The 15,701-nt window shown below is 53.7% G+C and carries 16 protein-coding genes; 11 read left to right on the top strand and 5 right to left on the bottom strand.

The features are described 5' to 3' along the window. Positions 1–19 precede the first annotated feature (19 nt). Positions 20–1,699, bottom strand: a complete 1,680-nt coding sequence (kdpA, locus tag OGV52_RS04870; protein WP_046274707.1) for a potassium-transporting ATPase subunit KdpA — start codon at positions 1,697–1,699, stop codon at positions 20–22. Continuing rightward, positions 1,699–1,788 carry a K(+)-transporting ATPase subunit F gene (gene kdpF / locus OGV52_RS04875; protein ID WP_001670793.1) on the bottom strand — a complete coding sequence of 30 codons (90 nt, stop codon included), beginning with the start codon at positions 1,786–1,788 and terminating at the stop codon, positions 1,699–1,701. Before kdpF ends, kdpA begins: the two co-directional genes overlap by 1 nt. A 308-nt stretch (positions 1,789–2,096) precedes the next feature. Here kdpF and OGV52_RS04880 point away from each other — a divergent pair, with 308 nt between their 5' ends. The 3 genes from OGV52_RS04880 to OGV52_RS04890 all read left to right on the top strand — a co-directional run bounded on the left by OGV52_RS04880 (position 2,097) and on the right by OGV52_RS04890 (position 4,922). After that, the gene (locus tag OGV52_RS04880; RefSeq protein ID WP_003022870.1) at positions 2,097–2,303 is read left to right on the top strand and encodes a YbfA family protein; all 207 of its coding nucleotides are present in this window, start codon (positions 2,097–2,099) and stop codon (positions 2,301–2,303) included. Positions 2,304–2,427: 124 nt separating this feature from the next. Further along, positions 2,428–3,846: a deoxyribodipyrimidine photo-lyase gene (gene phrB, locus OGV52_RS04885; RefSeq protein ID WP_287108164.1), complete on the top strand. Its 1,419-nt coding sequence runs from the start codon at positions 2,428–2,430 to the stop codon at positions 3,844–3,846. 161 nt (positions 3,847–4,007) lie between these two features. Further along, the gene (locus OGV52_RS04890) at positions 4,008–4,922 is read left to right on the top strand and encodes an Rpn family recombination-promoting nuclease/putative transposase (RefSeq protein WP_181220667.1); all 915 of its coding nucleotides are present in this window, start codon (positions 4,008–4,010) and stop codon (positions 4,920–4,922) included. Positions 4,923–4,971: 49 nt separating this feature from the next. Here OGV52_RS04890 and dtpD read toward each other — a convergent pair whose 3' ends face one another. Continuing rightward, positions 4,972–6,453 (bottom strand): dipeptide permease DtpD, encoded by a 1,482-nt coding sequence (gene dtpD / locus OGV52_RS04895; RefSeq protein ID WP_287108166.1) that lies wholly within the window; start codon positions 6,451–6,453, stop codon positions 4,972–4,974. Between the two features lie 289 nt (positions 6,454–6,742). Here dtpD and ybgI point away from each other — a divergent pair, with 289 nt between their 5' ends. From ybgI to nei, 8 genes are read left to right on the top strand one after another with little or no spacing between them, the layout of a single operon-like run. Beyond that, positions 6,743–7,486, top strand: coding sequence for a radiation resistance protein YbgI (gene ybgI, locus OGV52_RS04900; RefSeq protein ID WP_016152273.1), 744 nt, complete (start codon positions 6,743–6,745; stop codon positions 7,484–7,486). A 15-nt stretch (positions 7,487–7,501) separates the two neighbouring features. Next, positions 7,502–8,158 (top strand): 5-oxoprolinase subunit PxpB, encoded by a 657-nt coding sequence (gene pxpB / locus OGV52_RS04905; protein ID WP_046274709.1) that lies wholly within the window; start codon positions 7,502–7,504, stop codon positions 8,156–8,158. Next, the gene (gene pxpC / locus OGV52_RS04910) at positions 8,152–9,084 is read left to right on the top strand and encodes a 5-oxoprolinase subunit PxpC (RefSeq protein ID WP_047497731.1); all 933 of its coding nucleotides are present in this window, start codon (positions 8,152–8,154) and stop codon (positions 9,082–9,084) included. The genes pxpB and pxpC overlap by 7 nt, the downstream gene beginning before the upstream one ends. Continuing rightward, positions 9,074–9,808, top strand: coding sequence for a 5-oxoprolinase subunit PxpA (pxpA, locus tag OGV52_RS04915; protein WP_053388605.1), 735 nt, complete (start codon positions 9,074–9,076; stop codon positions 9,806–9,808). Before pxpC ends, pxpA begins: the two co-directional genes overlap by 11 nt. Positions 9,809–9,863: 55 nt before the next feature. Then, on the top strand, positions 9,864–10,586 hold the full coding sequence (locus OGV52_RS04920) for a DUF969 domain-containing protein (RefSeq protein WP_003831395.1): 723 nt from the start codon (positions 9,864–9,866) through the stop codon (positions 10,584–10,586). Continuing rightward, entirely contained in the window at positions 10,583–11,578 is a 996-nt protein-coding gene (locus OGV52_RS04925; RefSeq protein WP_016152277.1) for a DUF979 domain-containing protein, read from the top strand. Before OGV52_RS04920 ends, OGV52_RS04925 begins: the two co-directional genes overlap by 4 nt. A gap of 9 nt (positions 11,579–11,587) precedes the next feature. Beyond that, a complete protein-coding gene (pcp, locus tag OGV52_RS04930) occupies positions 11,588–12,232 on the top strand; it encodes a pyroglutamyl-peptidase I (RefSeq protein WP_046274712.1) in 645 nt (214 codons plus the stop codon). 14 nt (positions 12,233–12,246) lie between these two features. Next, a complete protein-coding gene (gene nei, locus OGV52_RS04935) occupies positions 12,247–13,038 on the top strand; it encodes an endonuclease VIII (protein ID WP_047497737.1) in 792 nt (263 codons plus the stop codon). On the opposite strand, the gene OGV52_RS04940 is transcribed toward nei, so the two are convergent. Both OGV52_RS04940 and OGV52_RS04945 read right to left on the bottom strand, forming a co-directional pair. Beyond that, the gene (locus OGV52_RS04940; RefSeq protein ID WP_235116607.1) at positions 13,035–14,081 is read right to left on the bottom strand and encodes an AbrB family transcriptional regulator; all 1,047 of its coding nucleotides are present in this window, start codon (positions 14,079–14,081) and stop codon (positions 13,035–13,037) included. The two genes, nei and OGV52_RS04940, sit on opposite strands and share 4 nt — an antisense overlap. Before the next feature lie 172 nt (positions 14,082–14,253). Beyond that, positions 14,254–15,537: a citrate synthase gene (locus OGV52_RS04945; RefSeq protein ID WP_016152281.1), complete on the bottom strand. Its 1,284-nt coding sequence runs from the start codon at positions 15,535–15,537 to the stop codon at positions 14,254–14,256. Between the last annotated feature and the right edge of the window lie 164 nt (positions 15,538–15,701).

The raw sequence follows: 15,701 nt of genomic DNA on the forward strand, positions 1-15,701 counted from the left end.
GTAATGTGCTCCGCATCACTCAGTGTAATGACAGGTATTCTGCGACCGGGCCAAGCGCCAGGGCAGGAACAAAGGTGAGAGCGCCAACCAGTAACACCGTACCGATTAACAACCCGACAAACAGCGCGCCGTGGGTAGGTAGCGTGCCTGGGCTTGCTGGCTGGATCTTTTTACTGACCAGCGACCCGGCAATAGCCATCACGGGGATGATCACGCCGAAGCGACCGAAGAACATGCACAGGGCCAGCAGGCAGTTCCAGAACGGGCTATTGGCGCTTAATCCGGCAAAGGCGCTACCGTTGTTGTTCGAGGCAGACGACACGGCATACAGGACTTCACTAAAGCCGTGAGGACCTGGATTAAGCATGGCGCTGCGCCCGGCATCGCTCATCATGGCGATCGCTGTCCCGAGCAGGACCAGCGTAGGGGTGACCAGAATCGCCAGCGCGGTCATTTTCATTTCGCGCACGTCGATTTTCTTACCCAGATACTCCGGCGTACGGCCAATCATTAACCCGGCGATAAATACCGCCAGCAGCACGAACAGCAGCATGCCGTACAGACCTGAACCCACACCGCCGAAGACCACTTCACCAATCTGCATCAGCCACATAGGTACCATGCCGCCCAGTGCGGTAAAGGAGTCATGCATCGCATCGACAGCCCCGCAGGATGCTGCTGTGGTGACGACGGAAAAGAGACTCGTGGCCAGCACGCCAAAGCGGCTCTCCTTGCCCTCCATGTTGATATTGCTGTCGGCACCGAATGCCATCAGGTGCGGGTTGCCCTGAACTTCGGCCCACATCACGACGGCAACGCAGACCGCAAAAATCAATGACATGGCCCACAGTAAGGTCCGCCCCTGACGACGATCGCCCACTACATCACCAAAGGCAAAACACAGCGCGGTGGGAATTAAGAAAATAGCCAGCATCTGTACCAGATTGGTCAGTGCGGTTGGGTTTTCAAACGGATGCGATGAGTTAGCGTTAAAGAATCCCCCTCCGTTAGTGCCGAGCATCTTAATCGCTTCCTGTGAGGCGACTGGCCCCATTGGCAGCAGCTGTTTCACCCCTTCAAGGGTGGTGATGGGCTGATAAGGCAATATGTTTTGCAACGTACCTTGCTGAATGAAGAACAGGGCAATGAGCAACGCAATAGGGACGAGGATCCACAGCGTAATGCGAACCAGATCGACCCAGGCGTTGCCCAGCGTGTTCATACTCTGGCGTGTGAAAGCGCGGGTCAGGGCAAAAATCACCGCAATTCCGGTCGCCGCAGACAGGAAATTCTGCACGGTCAACCCGGCCATCTGGCTGAAATAGCTTAAGGTGGTTTCGCCAGCATAGGATTGCCAGTTGGTATTAGTGACAAAACTCACCGCCGTGTTGAGCGCCAGATCCCACGAAAGCCCTGGCAGTTGTTGGGGATTTAACGGTAGCAGGTTTTGCGCCATCAGCATCGAAAACAGGACCAGCAGGCCCAGCGCATTGAGAGCAAGGATAGCCAGCAGATACTGCCGCCAGTTCATCTCCTGCTGCGAGATGCCCAGACCGCGCCAGAGTAAATGCTCCGCGCCAACCAGACCCGGCAGGGGCGTATTGTTGATCAGTCGAGCCAGCCCAAATCCCAACGGTCTGGCGATGACAAATAGCACCAGCAAGAAACTGGCAATGAGTAAAAATCCTTGGGCCGCCATCAGAACGCCTCCGCATTGATCAGGGCATAGACCAGGTAACCTAATAATAAAAAGACCAGCACAATGCCGGTTATCACGCCTGCACTCACAGTGCACCTCCAGTGGCATAAATGTGATAACCAGAGCGTAGGTTTTTGCTTGCAAAGATTTCGCAAAAATCAGCGGGTGGGGTGTAAAAAAAGTATAAAAATGGCAAAAACCATTATTTAACTAATGGTTAGTATTAATTTAACTTTTATGTAACTTAATTACAGTTTTAAGCTAAACGGAGCATCAATAGATAAAAATAAGTGGTCGGATGAGTAGCAAAATTACACACAAGGCGGTATTATTTTCATCAGTTAACCAAGTTTATTTTTCCGGTGCTATTCACCGAACAGATATATGGGAGAGGATTATGGACTTTTATAAAGAATATCCAGCACACATTGTTTTCTTGCGCCGTACCTTTGCCGTAGTGGCGGGCGTGCTGGCGCTACCGGTCATGCTGTTCTGGAAAGACCGCGCTCGTTTTTACAGCTACCTGCACCGCGTCTGGTCTAAAACCAGTGATAAACCGGTGTGGATGGAGCAGGCTGAAAAAGCCACCTGCGATTTCTACTAAGTTATCGTTCTTGCTCAAGAAAACCGCTCACAGTAATGTGGCGGTTTTTTTTATGCGCCGACGTCTACACTTGTCGGTGTAATAGATAACGAGTGGCAATGATTAATTTATATCCGGGAGTATTATGACCACCCATCTGGTCTGGTTTCGACGTGATTTACGTCTGCATGACAACCTCGCGCTGGCGGCGGCTTGTCGGGATCGTACTGCGCAGGTCATCGCGCTATATATCTCTACTCCTGAGCAGTGGAAGGCGCACGAAATGGCCCCACGTCAGGCGGCATTTGTGAGTGCGCAGTTGAATGCGTTGCAGACGGCGCTGGCGGAAAAAGGCATCCCGCTTCTGTTTGATGAAGTCGCAGATTTTGCGGCCAGCGTGGAAACCGTCAAAAACGTCTGCGCACAGCATAGCGTCAGCCGATTGTTTTATAACTATCAATACGAAATAAACGAACGTCAGCGTGATGTCGCCGTTGAGAAGGTACTACCCCATGTGGTGTGTGAAGGGTTTGACGATAGCGTGATCTTGCCTCCGGGGGCGGTCATGACCGGCAATCACGAAATGTATAAAGTCTTTACACCGTTTAAAAATGCCTGGCTGAAGCGGATTAAAGAGGGTGTTCCAGAATGCGTTAGTGCGCCGAAGGTGAGAGAAAGCGGCGCTCTTGACGCTCCGTTAACATCAATAACGCTGAGCTATCCGCAGCAAGATTTTGATACGCAGCGGTTTGTGGCAGAAGAAAAACTGGCTATCGCGCAATTACGCCAGTTTTGCCAGCAGGCCGCGAGAGAATATGAGCAACGGCGTGATTTCCCCGCGGTTGACGGTACCAGTCGATTATCCGCGAGCCTGGCGACAGGGGGATTGTCGCCGCGCCAGTGCCTGAATCGACTGCTCGCGGAGCAGCCGCAGGCGCTTGAAGGAGGGGAAGGCAGCGTCTGGCTGAACGAACTTATCTGGCGTGAATTTTATCGTCATCTGATGACTTACCATCCGGCGCTGTGTCGGCATCAACCGTTTATCCGTTGGACCGATCGCGTGCAATGGCAGAATAATCCTGCACATTTGCAAGCCTGGCAAACAGGGAACACGGGATACCCGATTGTTGATGCGGCGATGCGTCAGCTCAACGCCACGGGCTGGATGCATAATCGATTACGCATGATTACGGCCAGTTTTTTAGTGAAAGATCTACTGATCGACTGGCGTAAAGGCGAGCAATATTTTATGTCGCAACTGATCGATGGCGATCTGGCGGCCAATAACGGCGGCTGGCAGTGGGCGGCCTCAACCGGGACCGACGCCGCACCGTATTTCCGTATCTTTAACCCCACGACTCAGGGCGAAAAATTTGATCGCGACGGCGAGTTTATCCGCCAGTGGCTGCCGGAACTGCGCGATGTGCCGGGTAAAGCCATTCATGATCCGTGGACGTGGGCTGAAAAAGCGCAGGTTACGCTTAACTATCCTCGTCCGATTGTCGATCATAAACAAGCAAGACTGGCGACGCTGGCGGCCTATGAGGTGGCGCGCAAGGGATAAGTATGTGACGGATTTCTGCGTAATGCCTTCCAGCAGAATGAACATGTTGCAGTCGGGAGTTATTAGCGCTGAAACGTGCTCTCAGTACCGTGAATACCCTGCTGCATAAGTTTTCCCTCAGCAGTAAATTTCCGTCATCTTCATTCAGATGACGGAAATTAATGACAACGCCAACGACATCCACACCGCACGATGCGGTGTTTAAAACGTTTTTACATCATCCCGAAACTGCGCGGGATTTTCTCGACATTCACCTGCCAGCTGAACTGCGGACGCTTTGCGATTTGAATTCGCTGAAGCTGGAGTCAGAAAGCTTTATTGAAGCGGATTTACGTTCGCGCTACTCCGACGTGCTCTGGTCTTTGCACACTCGCGACGGCGACGGTTATGTCTATGTGGTTTTAGAGCATCAAAGTTCAGCCGAGCCGCATATGGCTTTTCGTCTGTTGCGTTATGCGATGGCGGCGATGCAGCGCCATCTGGACGCAGGGCATAAGGAACTGCCGCTGGTGATACCGATGCTGTTTTATCATGGCTGCCGAAGCCCCTATCCGTACTCGTTGTGCTGGCTGGATGCCTTTGCCGACTCCGTGGCGGCAAGACAACTTTATTCCAGCGCATTTCCGTTGGTGGACATAACGGTAGTACCCGATGATGAGATCATGGCTCACAGGCGAATGGCGCTGCTGGAATTAATGCAAAAACATATCCGTCGGCGGGATTTGATGGGGCTGGTAGAGCAACTGACCACGCTGCTACTTACTGGATGCGCTAATGACACGCAATTACAGGCGATGTTTAATTACATTCTACAATCTGGCGATGAATCTCGCTTTAATGAGTTTATGCAAGAGATGGCACAACGGATCCCCCAACACAAGGAGAGGCTGATGACTATTGCAGAGCGGTTACGGTTAGATGGATTACAGGAAGGTCTACAACAAGGGCTACAACAAGGAAAACAAGAAGCGGCATTACGTATAGCGCAAACCATGTTGGAACAGGGAATAGAACGCGAAATGGTAAAACTGGTGACCGGTGTTTCAGAAGCGGATTTGGCTGTAAACCATGCATAATCTCCAGAAAAACAGGCCCGAATCTTATTACATCATCGGGCCTGTAAACTCAGGACTCTACCGCCAGCGAACGATTTCTGAACTTCAGCGACTGGTACAGCCAAATCAGCAGTACCAGCACCACACAGGCCAGCGCGCCCCAGGTTATTTCGCTAAAGACATCAATATATGCATTGATGGAATAGTTGATAGCGCCCGCTGAGTCAAACGAACCTTGTGAGGTTTGATCGGCGATAACGCCGGCCAGGTAGTTGGCGATGGCCCCGGAAAGCAGCATGTAAATACCCGTTAATACGCCGGTCACTCCTGGGATCTCGATACGTGTAATCTGAGACATAGCCACCGGATCGATAAACAGCTCGGCAAAGCCCATGACCGCCAGCCCCAATACCATCAGCGGCATGGAAGAGTGACCGTAAGCCGAAGACCAGCGGGCGCTCAAGGTCAGAATACAGAATCCGGCGCTCATTAAACCGAGGCCAAGGGCAAATTTACCCCAGATACGTACGGTACGATTACCGCTAACGCTTTCTTTGACCACCCAGGCCAGCACGATACCGCACAGCATAACGGCAAAGGCGTTAACCGACTGGAACATCGCGGTAGGGACGGAATATCCCAGAATATCTCGGTTAACGAAGCGGTCGATATACAGGCTAATCGAACTGCCGCCCTGTTGAGCAAAGGCCCAGAACAACAGACTGAAGAAGGTCAATGTAACGATAAGCCCCAGCTCTTTGCGCTGTTTCTGGGTCTGCGCCTGGCGGTAAATCTTCGCCAGAACCGCCAGACCAATAACAGTAGCAACGATCAGTGCGTAAACGGACCACTCTTTCCAGAACAGAACGGTAATCAGCAGCGGTGCTGCAACCAGCAGAACTAACAACCAGGCCCAGTTTGGCAGCATATATTTTTTCGCACACAAGACGGCCTTGTTGACGCCGGTGGTATGGGCGAAATGGCGATTACCGCATACGAAAATCACCAGCCCCGCCAGCATGCCAATCGCCGCCAGCGCAAAGCCCATCGCCCAGCTGTACTCTTCCTGCACGTAGCCGCAGGCAATGGGCGCGATGATTGAACCAATATTACCGGCAGCGTAGAGCAGAGAGAATCCACCGTCACGGCGAGGGTCTTCAGGCTGATACAACTCGCCTAACAGGCAACTGATGTTGGATTTAAACAGACCGTAGCCACAGACAATAATCGCTAGCGACAAATAAAGGAACGCCGGGGCCATTTCGCTGGCGCCCAATACCAGATGCCCCACTGCCATTAAAAATGCGCCGATCATCACCGCCATTCGATTGCCGAGCACTTTATCTGCCAGGTATCCCCCAAGTATGGGCGTGACGTAGACCAGCGAGCAGTAGGCGCTGAACAGTTCATATGCGTGATTATCGTCGTACTTAAGCTGGTTAGTGAGATACAGGATCAGCAATGCACGCATGCCGTAAAAACTGAAGTATTCCCAAATTTGTAGCGCAACGACGTAATAAATCGCCCGTGGTTGAGATGCTTGTTTATTCATTATTTTCTCGAAGTAAATGCCTCGCGACAGGCTGAACGTGCTGCGCGAGTGTGTTTCCTTAAAGTTTTAACTTTGATACAGATCTGATTATTTTTGCAATATGCTGTCTGATTGCATAAATATACATGAATTAGATCGCGTGGGGGTAAGCAAATTGCGTTCAAATCGGGTGTGATTGTTTCTTGATGTGTCAGTGAAATGTCTATCGACGAACGCAAGCCGGGACGCTATTTTAACCTAAGCTGTGTTGCTGATTGGGCAGGCAGAATTTATGACTACGAGGACGATGATGAAAAACACCGAACTGGAACAACTGATCAACGACAAACTGAACAGCGCCGCCATTAGCGACTATGCGCCGAATGGTTTGCAGGTTGAGGGCAAAGAGACGGTGCATAAAATCGTGACCGGCGTGACCGCAAGTCAGGCGTTACTGGACGAGGCGGTACGCCTGCAGGCGGATGCGGTCATCGTTCATCACGGTTATTTCTGGAAAGGCGAATCTCCGGTTATTCGCGGTATGAAGCGCCATCGTCTGAAAACGCTGTTGGAAAATGATATCAACCTGTATGGCTGGCACCTGCCGCTGGATGCTCACCCGGAACTGGGTAATAACGCGCAGCTGGCAGCGCTGTTGGGGATCACCGTCATGGGTGAAATCGAGCCGCTGGTGCCATGGGGAGAACTCTCCATGCCGGTTCCGGGGCTGGAGCTGGCATCGTGGATTGAAGCGCGTTTAGGCCGTAAACCGTTATGGTGCGGTGATACCGGGCCGGAAAAAGTTCAGCGCGTCGCCTGGTGTACAGGGGGCGGTCAGAGTTTCATTGATAGCGCAGCCCGGTTTGGTGTCGATGCCTTTATCACCGGTGAAGTTTCAGAGCAAACCATTCACTCAGCCCGCGAGCAGGGGTTGCATTTTTATGCTGCTGGTCACCATGCGACCGAACGCGGCGGCATTCGCGCATTGAGCGAATGGCTGAATGAAAATACCGATCTGGACGTAACCTTTATCGATATTCCTAATCCAGCGTAATAAAGAGGGACGAAAGTGCAGCGAGCGCGTTGTTATCTGTTAGGTGAAAGTGCGGTGGTTCTTGAGCTGGAACCTCCCATTACGCTGGCGACTCAGAAACGCATCTGGCGTCTGGCCCAGCGTCTGGTTGATGCCCCGAATGTGCTGGAAGCTATTCCGGGAATGAACAATATCACGGTTACCCTGCGCGACCCGAAAACGCTGGCGCTGGATGCGATTGAACGCCTGCAGCGCTGGTGGGAAGAGAGTGAGGCGCTGGAGCCGGACTCGCGCTTTATTGAAATTCCCGTGACCTATGGCGGTGAGTTCGGCCCCGATCTGGCTGAGGTCGCCCGGCACAGTGGATTAAGCGACAAGCAGGTCGTCGAACTTCATGCGTCGGTTGATTATGTGGTGTGGTTTATCGGTTTTCAGCCGGGATTTCCCTATCTCGGGAGCTTACCTGAACCGCTCCATACTCCGAGGCGTGCGGAACCGCGTCTGCTTGTTCCGGCAGGTTCTGTGGGTATTGGCGGATCCCAAACGGGGGTCTATCCGCTTTCCACGCCAGGTGGATGGCAATTGATTGGCCGTACCTCCGTTGCGTTATTTGATCCAAAACGGCAGGAGCCGATTCTGTTACGGGCTGGCGATACCGTGCGTTTTGTCCCGCAGAAGGAGGGGATATGTTAAACATCATTCGCGCTGGCATGTACACCTCAGTACAGGACGGGGGACGCCATAGTTTTCGTCAATCCGGAATCAGTCACTGTGGCGCGCTGGATAAACCGGCGCTGAACGTTGCTAATCTGCTGGTGGGTAATGATGCGAATGCCGCTGCGCTGGAAATCACACTGGGGCAACTGGTGGTGGAATTTGAAACCGATGGCTGGTTTGCCCTGACCGGAGCGGGATGTGAAGCGCACCTGGATCGTACTCCCGTATGGAGCGGATGGCGGCTGCCGGTGAAAGCCGGGCAGCGTCTGACGCTAAAACGTCCACATCACGGCATGCGCAGCTATCTGGCGGTAGCGGGCGGTTTTGATGTGCCCGAAGTAATGGGGTCGCGCAGTACCGATCTCAAAGTCGGAATTGGCGGGCTGGAAGGGCGTCTGCTGCGCGATGGCGATCGGCTGCCAATTGGCGCATCGACCCGGCAATTCAGCGGGCCGCAGGGCGTAAAACAGCTGATGTGGGGCAACCACATTCGTGCGCTCCCCGGGCCTGAATACCAGGAGTTTGACGAAGTATCGCAGGCTTCTTTCTGGCGCTCCCCGTGGCAGCTGAGTCCGCAAAGCAACCGTATGGGGTATCGCTTGCAGGGGCAGTCGCTGACGCGCACGACCGATCGCGAGCTATTGTCGCATGGTTTGCTCCCTGGCGTAGTGCAGGTTCCGCATAATGGTCAGCCCATCGTGCTGATGAACGATGCTCAGACGACGGGCGGCTATCCGCGTATCGCCTGTATCATCGAAGCAGATATGTATCATCTGGCGCAGATCCCGCTCGGCCAGCCGATTCATTTTGTGCAGTGTTCGCTGGAGGAAGCGCTTAAGGCGCGCCAGGATCGGCAGCGTTATCTGGAACAGTTAACATGGCGACTTAACAATGAAAATTGATCTCAACGCAGACCTCGGTGAGGGATGCCCTAACGATGCAGCGCTGCTGCAACTGGTGTCATCAGCCAACATCGCCTGTGGGTTTCACGCCGGTGATGCGCAGACGATGCTTTTAAGCGTGCGCGAAGCGCTTAAAAATGGTGTAGCGATAGGCGCGCATCCGAGTTTTCCGGATCGGGAAAATTTTGGCCGTAGCGCCATGACCCTGCCTGTGGAAACGGTGTATGCGCAGACGCTGTATCAAATTGGTGCGCTGGCTGCCATCACGCGTGCGCAGGGCGGCGTAATGCGTCATGTTAAACCGCACGGTATGCTTTATAACCAGGCGGCGAAAGATCCTCAGTTGGCGGATGCTATTGCTCAAGCGGTGTATGCCTGCGATCCGTCGCTGGTTCTGGTAGGGCTGGCGGGAAGCGAACTGATTCGTGCCGGAGAACGCTATGGTCTGGTAACACGTCAGGAGGTTTTTGCCGATCGGGGTTATCAGGCGGATGGCAGTCTGGTGCCGCGCAGCCAACCGGGCGCATTGATTGAGGATGAAGAGCAGGCGCTGGCGCAAACGCTAGAAATGGTGCAATCCGGCAGAGTAAAAAGCCAGAGTGGAACGTGGGCGAGCGTGACAGCCCAGACGGTATGCATTCACGGGGATGGTGAGCACGCACTCGCTTTTGCCCGTCGCTTGCGAGCCGCATTCAATGCATGCAATATTCAAATTAGCGCATAAATTTATTCATATAAAACAATAATATATTACACAACAACATATACAGGTCTGAATTATGGGAGAGGTAATTTCTCTCTGGCCATTGACGGGGATCGCCGTCATCGTGGTCGGATTTCTTTTACGTTTTAACCCGGTCTTGGTGGTCATTATTGCCGGGATCGTCACGGGGCTGGCGGCGCATATGCCGATCGCCACTATCCTTGAGAAGCTGGGTGAAGGTTTTCTTAACACCCGCAACCTGCCATTTATCCTGCTGATCCCGCTGGCGGTGATTGGCCTGCTGGAACGCCACGGACTCAAAGAGCGTGCTCAGGCGTGGATTGCAAAAATCCGCAGCGCCACCAGTGGCCGTCTGCTTATTGTCTATCTGTTCATTCGCGAAGCGACCGCTGCGTTAGGGTTGACCAGTCTGGGGGGGCATCCGCAGATGGTGCGTCCGCTGCTGGCGCCGATGGCGGAAGGGGCCGCAGAGAAAAATCACGGCGAGATACCTGGGGCGGTACGCTATCGTCTGCGCGCCATGTCAGCTGCGACCGATAACGTCGGACTGTTCTTCGGTGAAGATATCTTTGTTGCCTTCGGCGCCATCATTTTTATGCACAACTTTATGCTGGAGTCTGGTGGGATCCAGACCGAACCGCTGCATATTGCCTTGTGGGGGATCCCTACGGCAATTTGTGCATTCCTGATCCACGGTACGCGTCTGTGGCGTCTGGATAGCTATTTGCAACGTGAGGTGGCGAAAGCGAATGCCGCAGCGAAAGGGGAAGCGAAATGAATTTTCAACAAAGCTATCTCTACTGGCTGGCGGGAGCGGTATTACTGATTGTGGCGCTGATGTCCTGGCAGGACAAAGCGAACCCGCGTCGCTTCACCACCGGCCTGTTTTGGGGCATATACGGCGTACTGTTTCTGCTTGGCGACTGGACATATTCGCTGTTTGGCGACAAACGCACGGTGCATATTGCCGTTGGCGTTGCGGTGGTCGTGCTGGCCCTGATCGCCGGTTTTGGCGGCGTGAAGCTTGGAAGCTACCATCAACGAACGCAGCAACAGCGCGAAGAAAGCGCCAGTCGTCTGGGTAATCGCCTGTTTTTCCCGGCGCTGGCAATTCCGGTGGTAACGGTTATTGGCGTGCTGATGTTCAACCATATTCCGGGCTTACAGGATGCGCTGTTTGGGCCGGGTAATCACGCCACGCTGGTGACGCTCTTTTCCATGACCGCAGGCTCGTTGATTGGTCTGGCGATGGCGATAAAAATGACCCATGAGCGGGTTCACCAACCGATTCAGGAGGCGCGCCGTCTGCTGGACTCCATCGGCTGGGCGTTCATCCTGCCGCAGATTTTGGCCACGCTCGGGCTGTTGTTTACGGCAGCGGGCGTAGGCAGCGGTATTTCCTGGCTAACGCAAGAATACCTGGCGGTGGATAGCCGCTTTATCGCAGTGGCGGTGTACACCCTCGGCATGGCATTGCTGACGATGGTCATGGGCAATGCGTTTGCCGCTTTCCCGATCGTGACCGCTGGAATTGGTATTCCGATCCTCGTGCTGCAGCACGGCGGCAATCCGGCAGTAATGGCGGCAATTGGTATGTTCTCTGGCTATTGCGGGACGTTAATGACGCCGATGGCGGCAAACTTTAACATTGTTCCTGCAGCGCTGCTGGAGCTGCCGGATAAAAACGCGGTGATTAAAGCGCAGGTGCCAACCGGCATACTGCTGTTGCTGGTCAACGTGTTCCTGATGTATTTCCTGATGTTCTTGTAAGGAGACAGGATGAAAACAGTACTCATCACGGGATTTGAACCCTTTGGCGGCGAGTCAGTTAACCCTTCCTGGGAAGTGGTCTCGGGCCTCGACAATGCTATCATCGGCGGATGCCGCGTCGTTGCCCGCCAACTGCCGTGCGTCTTTGGCGAGTCTCTTGCCGTACTCAATGGTGCGATTGACGCGCTGTCGCCATCACTGGTGCTGGCGGTGGGGCAGGCGGGTGGGCGCACGGATATCACCGTGGAGCGCGTGGCGATCAACGTTGACGATGCGCGTATTGCGGATAATCAGGGTCAACAGCCGGTAGATGTGCCGATTGTGGCCGATGGTCCGGCGGCGTGGTTTAGTTCGTTGCCGATCAAAGCGATGGTTGTTGCCATGCGCAACGCGGGAATTCCGGCTTCGGTTTCCCAGACCGCGGGCACTTTCGTTTGTAACCACGTGATGTATGGCCTACTGCATAAACTACGTGACGTTCCGGCGGTGAAGGGAGGATTTATTCATATCCCTTATTTGCCGCAACAGGCTGCACAGCACCCCGGGGCGCCAAGTATGGCAGCGGACACGGTGCGCCGGGCGCTGGAAGTTGCGATTGCCACCGCGTTGCAGGTGGAGAGTGATATCGCAGTGACGGGCGGTGCAACACATTAAAAAAGGACAGTATTATGCCTGAAGGCCCGGAGATCCGCCGCGCGGCGGATAACCTGGAGGCGGCAGTCAAAGGCAAACCCCTGACCGATGTCTGGTTTGCCTTTGAGCAGCTAAAACCGTATCAATCTCAACTGATTGGGCAGAGTGTTACCCAGCTTGAAACGCGGGGTAAAGCATTGCTGACCCATTTTTCTAATGGATTGACGCTGTACAGCCACAATCAGCTCTATGGCGTGTGGCGAGTAGTGGATACCGGAAAAATACCGCAGACTTCGCGGGTACTGCGTGTCAGGTTGCAAACACATGACAAAACTATTCTGCTCTATAGCGCCTCTGATATCGACATGCTGACGCCGGAACAGCTCGCTACCCACCCGTTCCTGCAACGGGTTGGGCCGGACGTCCTGGATTTACGTTTAACGCCCGATGACGTGAAAGCGCGTCTGCTATCCCCGCGTTTTCGCAATCGCCAGTTTTCTGGCCTGCTGTTGGACCAGGCGTTTCTGGCGGGATTAGGTAACTACCTGCGGGTAGAGATTCTCTGGCAGGTAGGGCTGACCGGGCAGCATAAAGCGTCGATGCTCGGAGATGAGCAGTTGGATGCGCTGGCGCATGCGCTGCTTGATATTCCTCGTTTGTCCTATAACACCCGCGGGCTGGTGGATGAGAACAAACATCACGGTGCGCTGTTTCGCTTTAAGGTCTTTCACCGGGATGGTGAAGCCTGTGAGCGCTGTGGCGGAATCATCGAAAAAACGACGCTCTCTTCACGACCCTTTTACTGGTGTCCGGGATGTCAGCACTAAGCGGGATGCTTTGGCGCGTGTAGCGAAATAAACCGCGCCACCGCCGGGCCAGTCAATAAAATACTGAATAGCCGCAGGGTTTGCATCGCCATGATCAGCGCCATATCGGCGTGACTCCCCGCGGCAATCACCGCAACAGAATCTACGCCGCCTGGACTGGTCGCCAGATAGGCGGTAAGAAAATCTATCTGCATGTAATGCGCCAGTCCCCAGGCCATAGCGGCGCAGATCGCCATCAGTGAAAAAATGGACAAGAGGATTTGCGGTAAGGGGCGCAACGCCATTAAAAAGATCTGCTTGTCAAAACCCAGGCCGATTTGCCAGCCGATGGCCATATAGGCAATCGCCAGCAACCATTCCGGCAGTTCGATCGCCATCACGCCACCAGCATTCAGCAATGCGCCTGCCAACATCGGTAGCAACATGACGCCAGAGGGAATACGCAATAGACGCCCGGCCGTACCGGCAACGGCGGCCAGCGCCAGGGTACTGAACAGATTGCTGCTCAGCGGCGGAAACCAGACGATTTGCTCACTGACCGTTTGGGCCTGGTCGCCCATCATCACTCGGGTGACCAGTGCCGCCGCACCAACCACTAACAGTACGCGCAGATACTGCATAAACGCCACCAGCCGGATGTCGGCACCATATTCCTGCGCCATCGCCACCATTGCCGCCGCACCGCCAGGTGACGAGCCCCATGCACCGGTGTTTCCCGGTAGGTTACTGTAGCGAACCAGCAGCCAGCCGATTACCGCGCTGCTGATAAGGGTCGCCAGCAGGATGATAATCACCATCGGCCAGTGGGCCGTAAGGGTCGTCAAGATTGAGCCAGTCAGGTTTTGGGCAATCATGCAGCCGAGAATCGCCTGCGCGCCAAGAAATGTGCAGCGGGGAGGGTGCAGTGAGATGCCGCGCATACTGAATATGATGCCGACGATCATCGAACCGAGCAGCAGCGGTCCTGGAAGGTGTATAAACAAAAAGAACAGGGAAAGAAGGAGCGATAGCAGAAACAACAGGCTCCACTGCAAAACAGGCATCCCATGCTCCTGAGTGAAATGACGGAAATCTCAGTAAATCATAGAGAAAGCATGATGAGAATAAAATAATATGCATCAAAAAAAAGGTCGGATTGTGGCTTCAATGCCTTGTCCGACCCGGGAGAATTAATGGCTGTAAGCCGGACAGGCGCTGGCGCCATCCGGCAGACAATTAACGCTTAATATCAGACTTAAAATCGCGCTTGTCGTAGCCGGTGTACAACTGACGCGGACGAGCGATTTTCATGCCGTCGGTGTGCATTTCGTTCCAGTGTGCAATCCAGCCCACGGTACGCGCCATGGCGAAGATAACGGTGAACATGGAAGACGGAATACCCATCGCCTTCAGGATAATGCCGGAGTAGAAATCTACGTTCGGGTAGAGTTTCTTCTCGATGAAGTACGGGTCGTTGAGCGCAATGTGTTCAAGTTCCATCGCCACTTCCAGCAGATCATCTTTGGTGCCCAGTTCTTTCAGTACTTCATGGCAGGTTTCACGCATGACGGTGGCGCGCGGGTCATAGTTTTTATAAACACGGTGACCAAAGCCCATCAGGCGGAAGGAATCATTCTTGTCTTTCGCGCGGCGAACAAATTCCGGAATGTGTTTAACAGAGCTGATTTCTTCCAGCATTTTCAGCGCAGCTTCGTTTGCGCCGCCGTGTGCGGGTCCCCACAGGGAAGCAATACCGGCCGCGATGCAGGCAAACGGGTTAGCGCCAGAAGAACCGGCGGTACGAACGGTAGAGGTTGAGGCGTTCTGTTCGTGGTCAGCGTGCAGGATCAAGATACGGTCCATTGCGCGTTCCAGAATCGGATTCACTTCGTATTTTTCGCACGGCGTGGAGAACATCATGTTCAGGAAGTTACCGGCGTAGGAGAGGTCATTACGCGGGTACACGAACGGCTGTCCGATGGAATATTTGTAGCACATCGCTGCCATGGTCGGCATTTTGGACAGCAGACGGAAGGCGGCGATTTCACGGTGACGCGGATTATTCACATCCAGCGAGTCGTGGTAGAACGCAGCCAGCGCCCCGGTAACACCACACATAACGGCCATCGGGTGAGAGTCGCGGCGGAAACCGTGGAACAGGCGGGTGATCTGTTCGTGGATCATGGTATGGCGAGTGACTGTGGTTTTGAACTCGTCGTACTCCTCCTGCGTCGGTTTTTCGCCGTACAGCAGGATATAACACACTTCCAGATAGTTCGACTCGGTCGCCAACTGATCAATCGGGAAGCCGCGATGCAGCAAAATACCTTCGTCACCGTCGATGAAAGTAATTTTGGATTCGCAGGATGCGGTAGAGGTGAAACCTGGGTCAAAAGTAAACATCCCTTTTGAGCCAAGACTACGAATATCAATAACATCTTGACCGAGCGTACCTTTCAGCACATCCAGTTCAATAGCAGAGTCACCATTTAGAGTGATTTTTGCTTTAGTATCAGCCATTTACGGTCTCCTTAGCGCCTTATTGCTTAAGACTGCTGGAACTCACATTTGCCTTCGTACATCAATGAACCGTTACCAGTTTGTTATTTGGCTCGCCGCTCTGCGAAAGAGGGGATAACCTGGGTACAGAGCTATGGGCGCTTGCAGGTAAAACGGTCTTTTCA

This window comes from Citrobacter sp. Cb041 (assembly GCF_030336655.1).
In the GTDB taxonomy this organism is placed as follows: Bacteria; Pseudomonadota; Gammaproteobacteria; order Enterobacterales; family Enterobacteriaceae; genus Citrobacter; species Citrobacter braakii.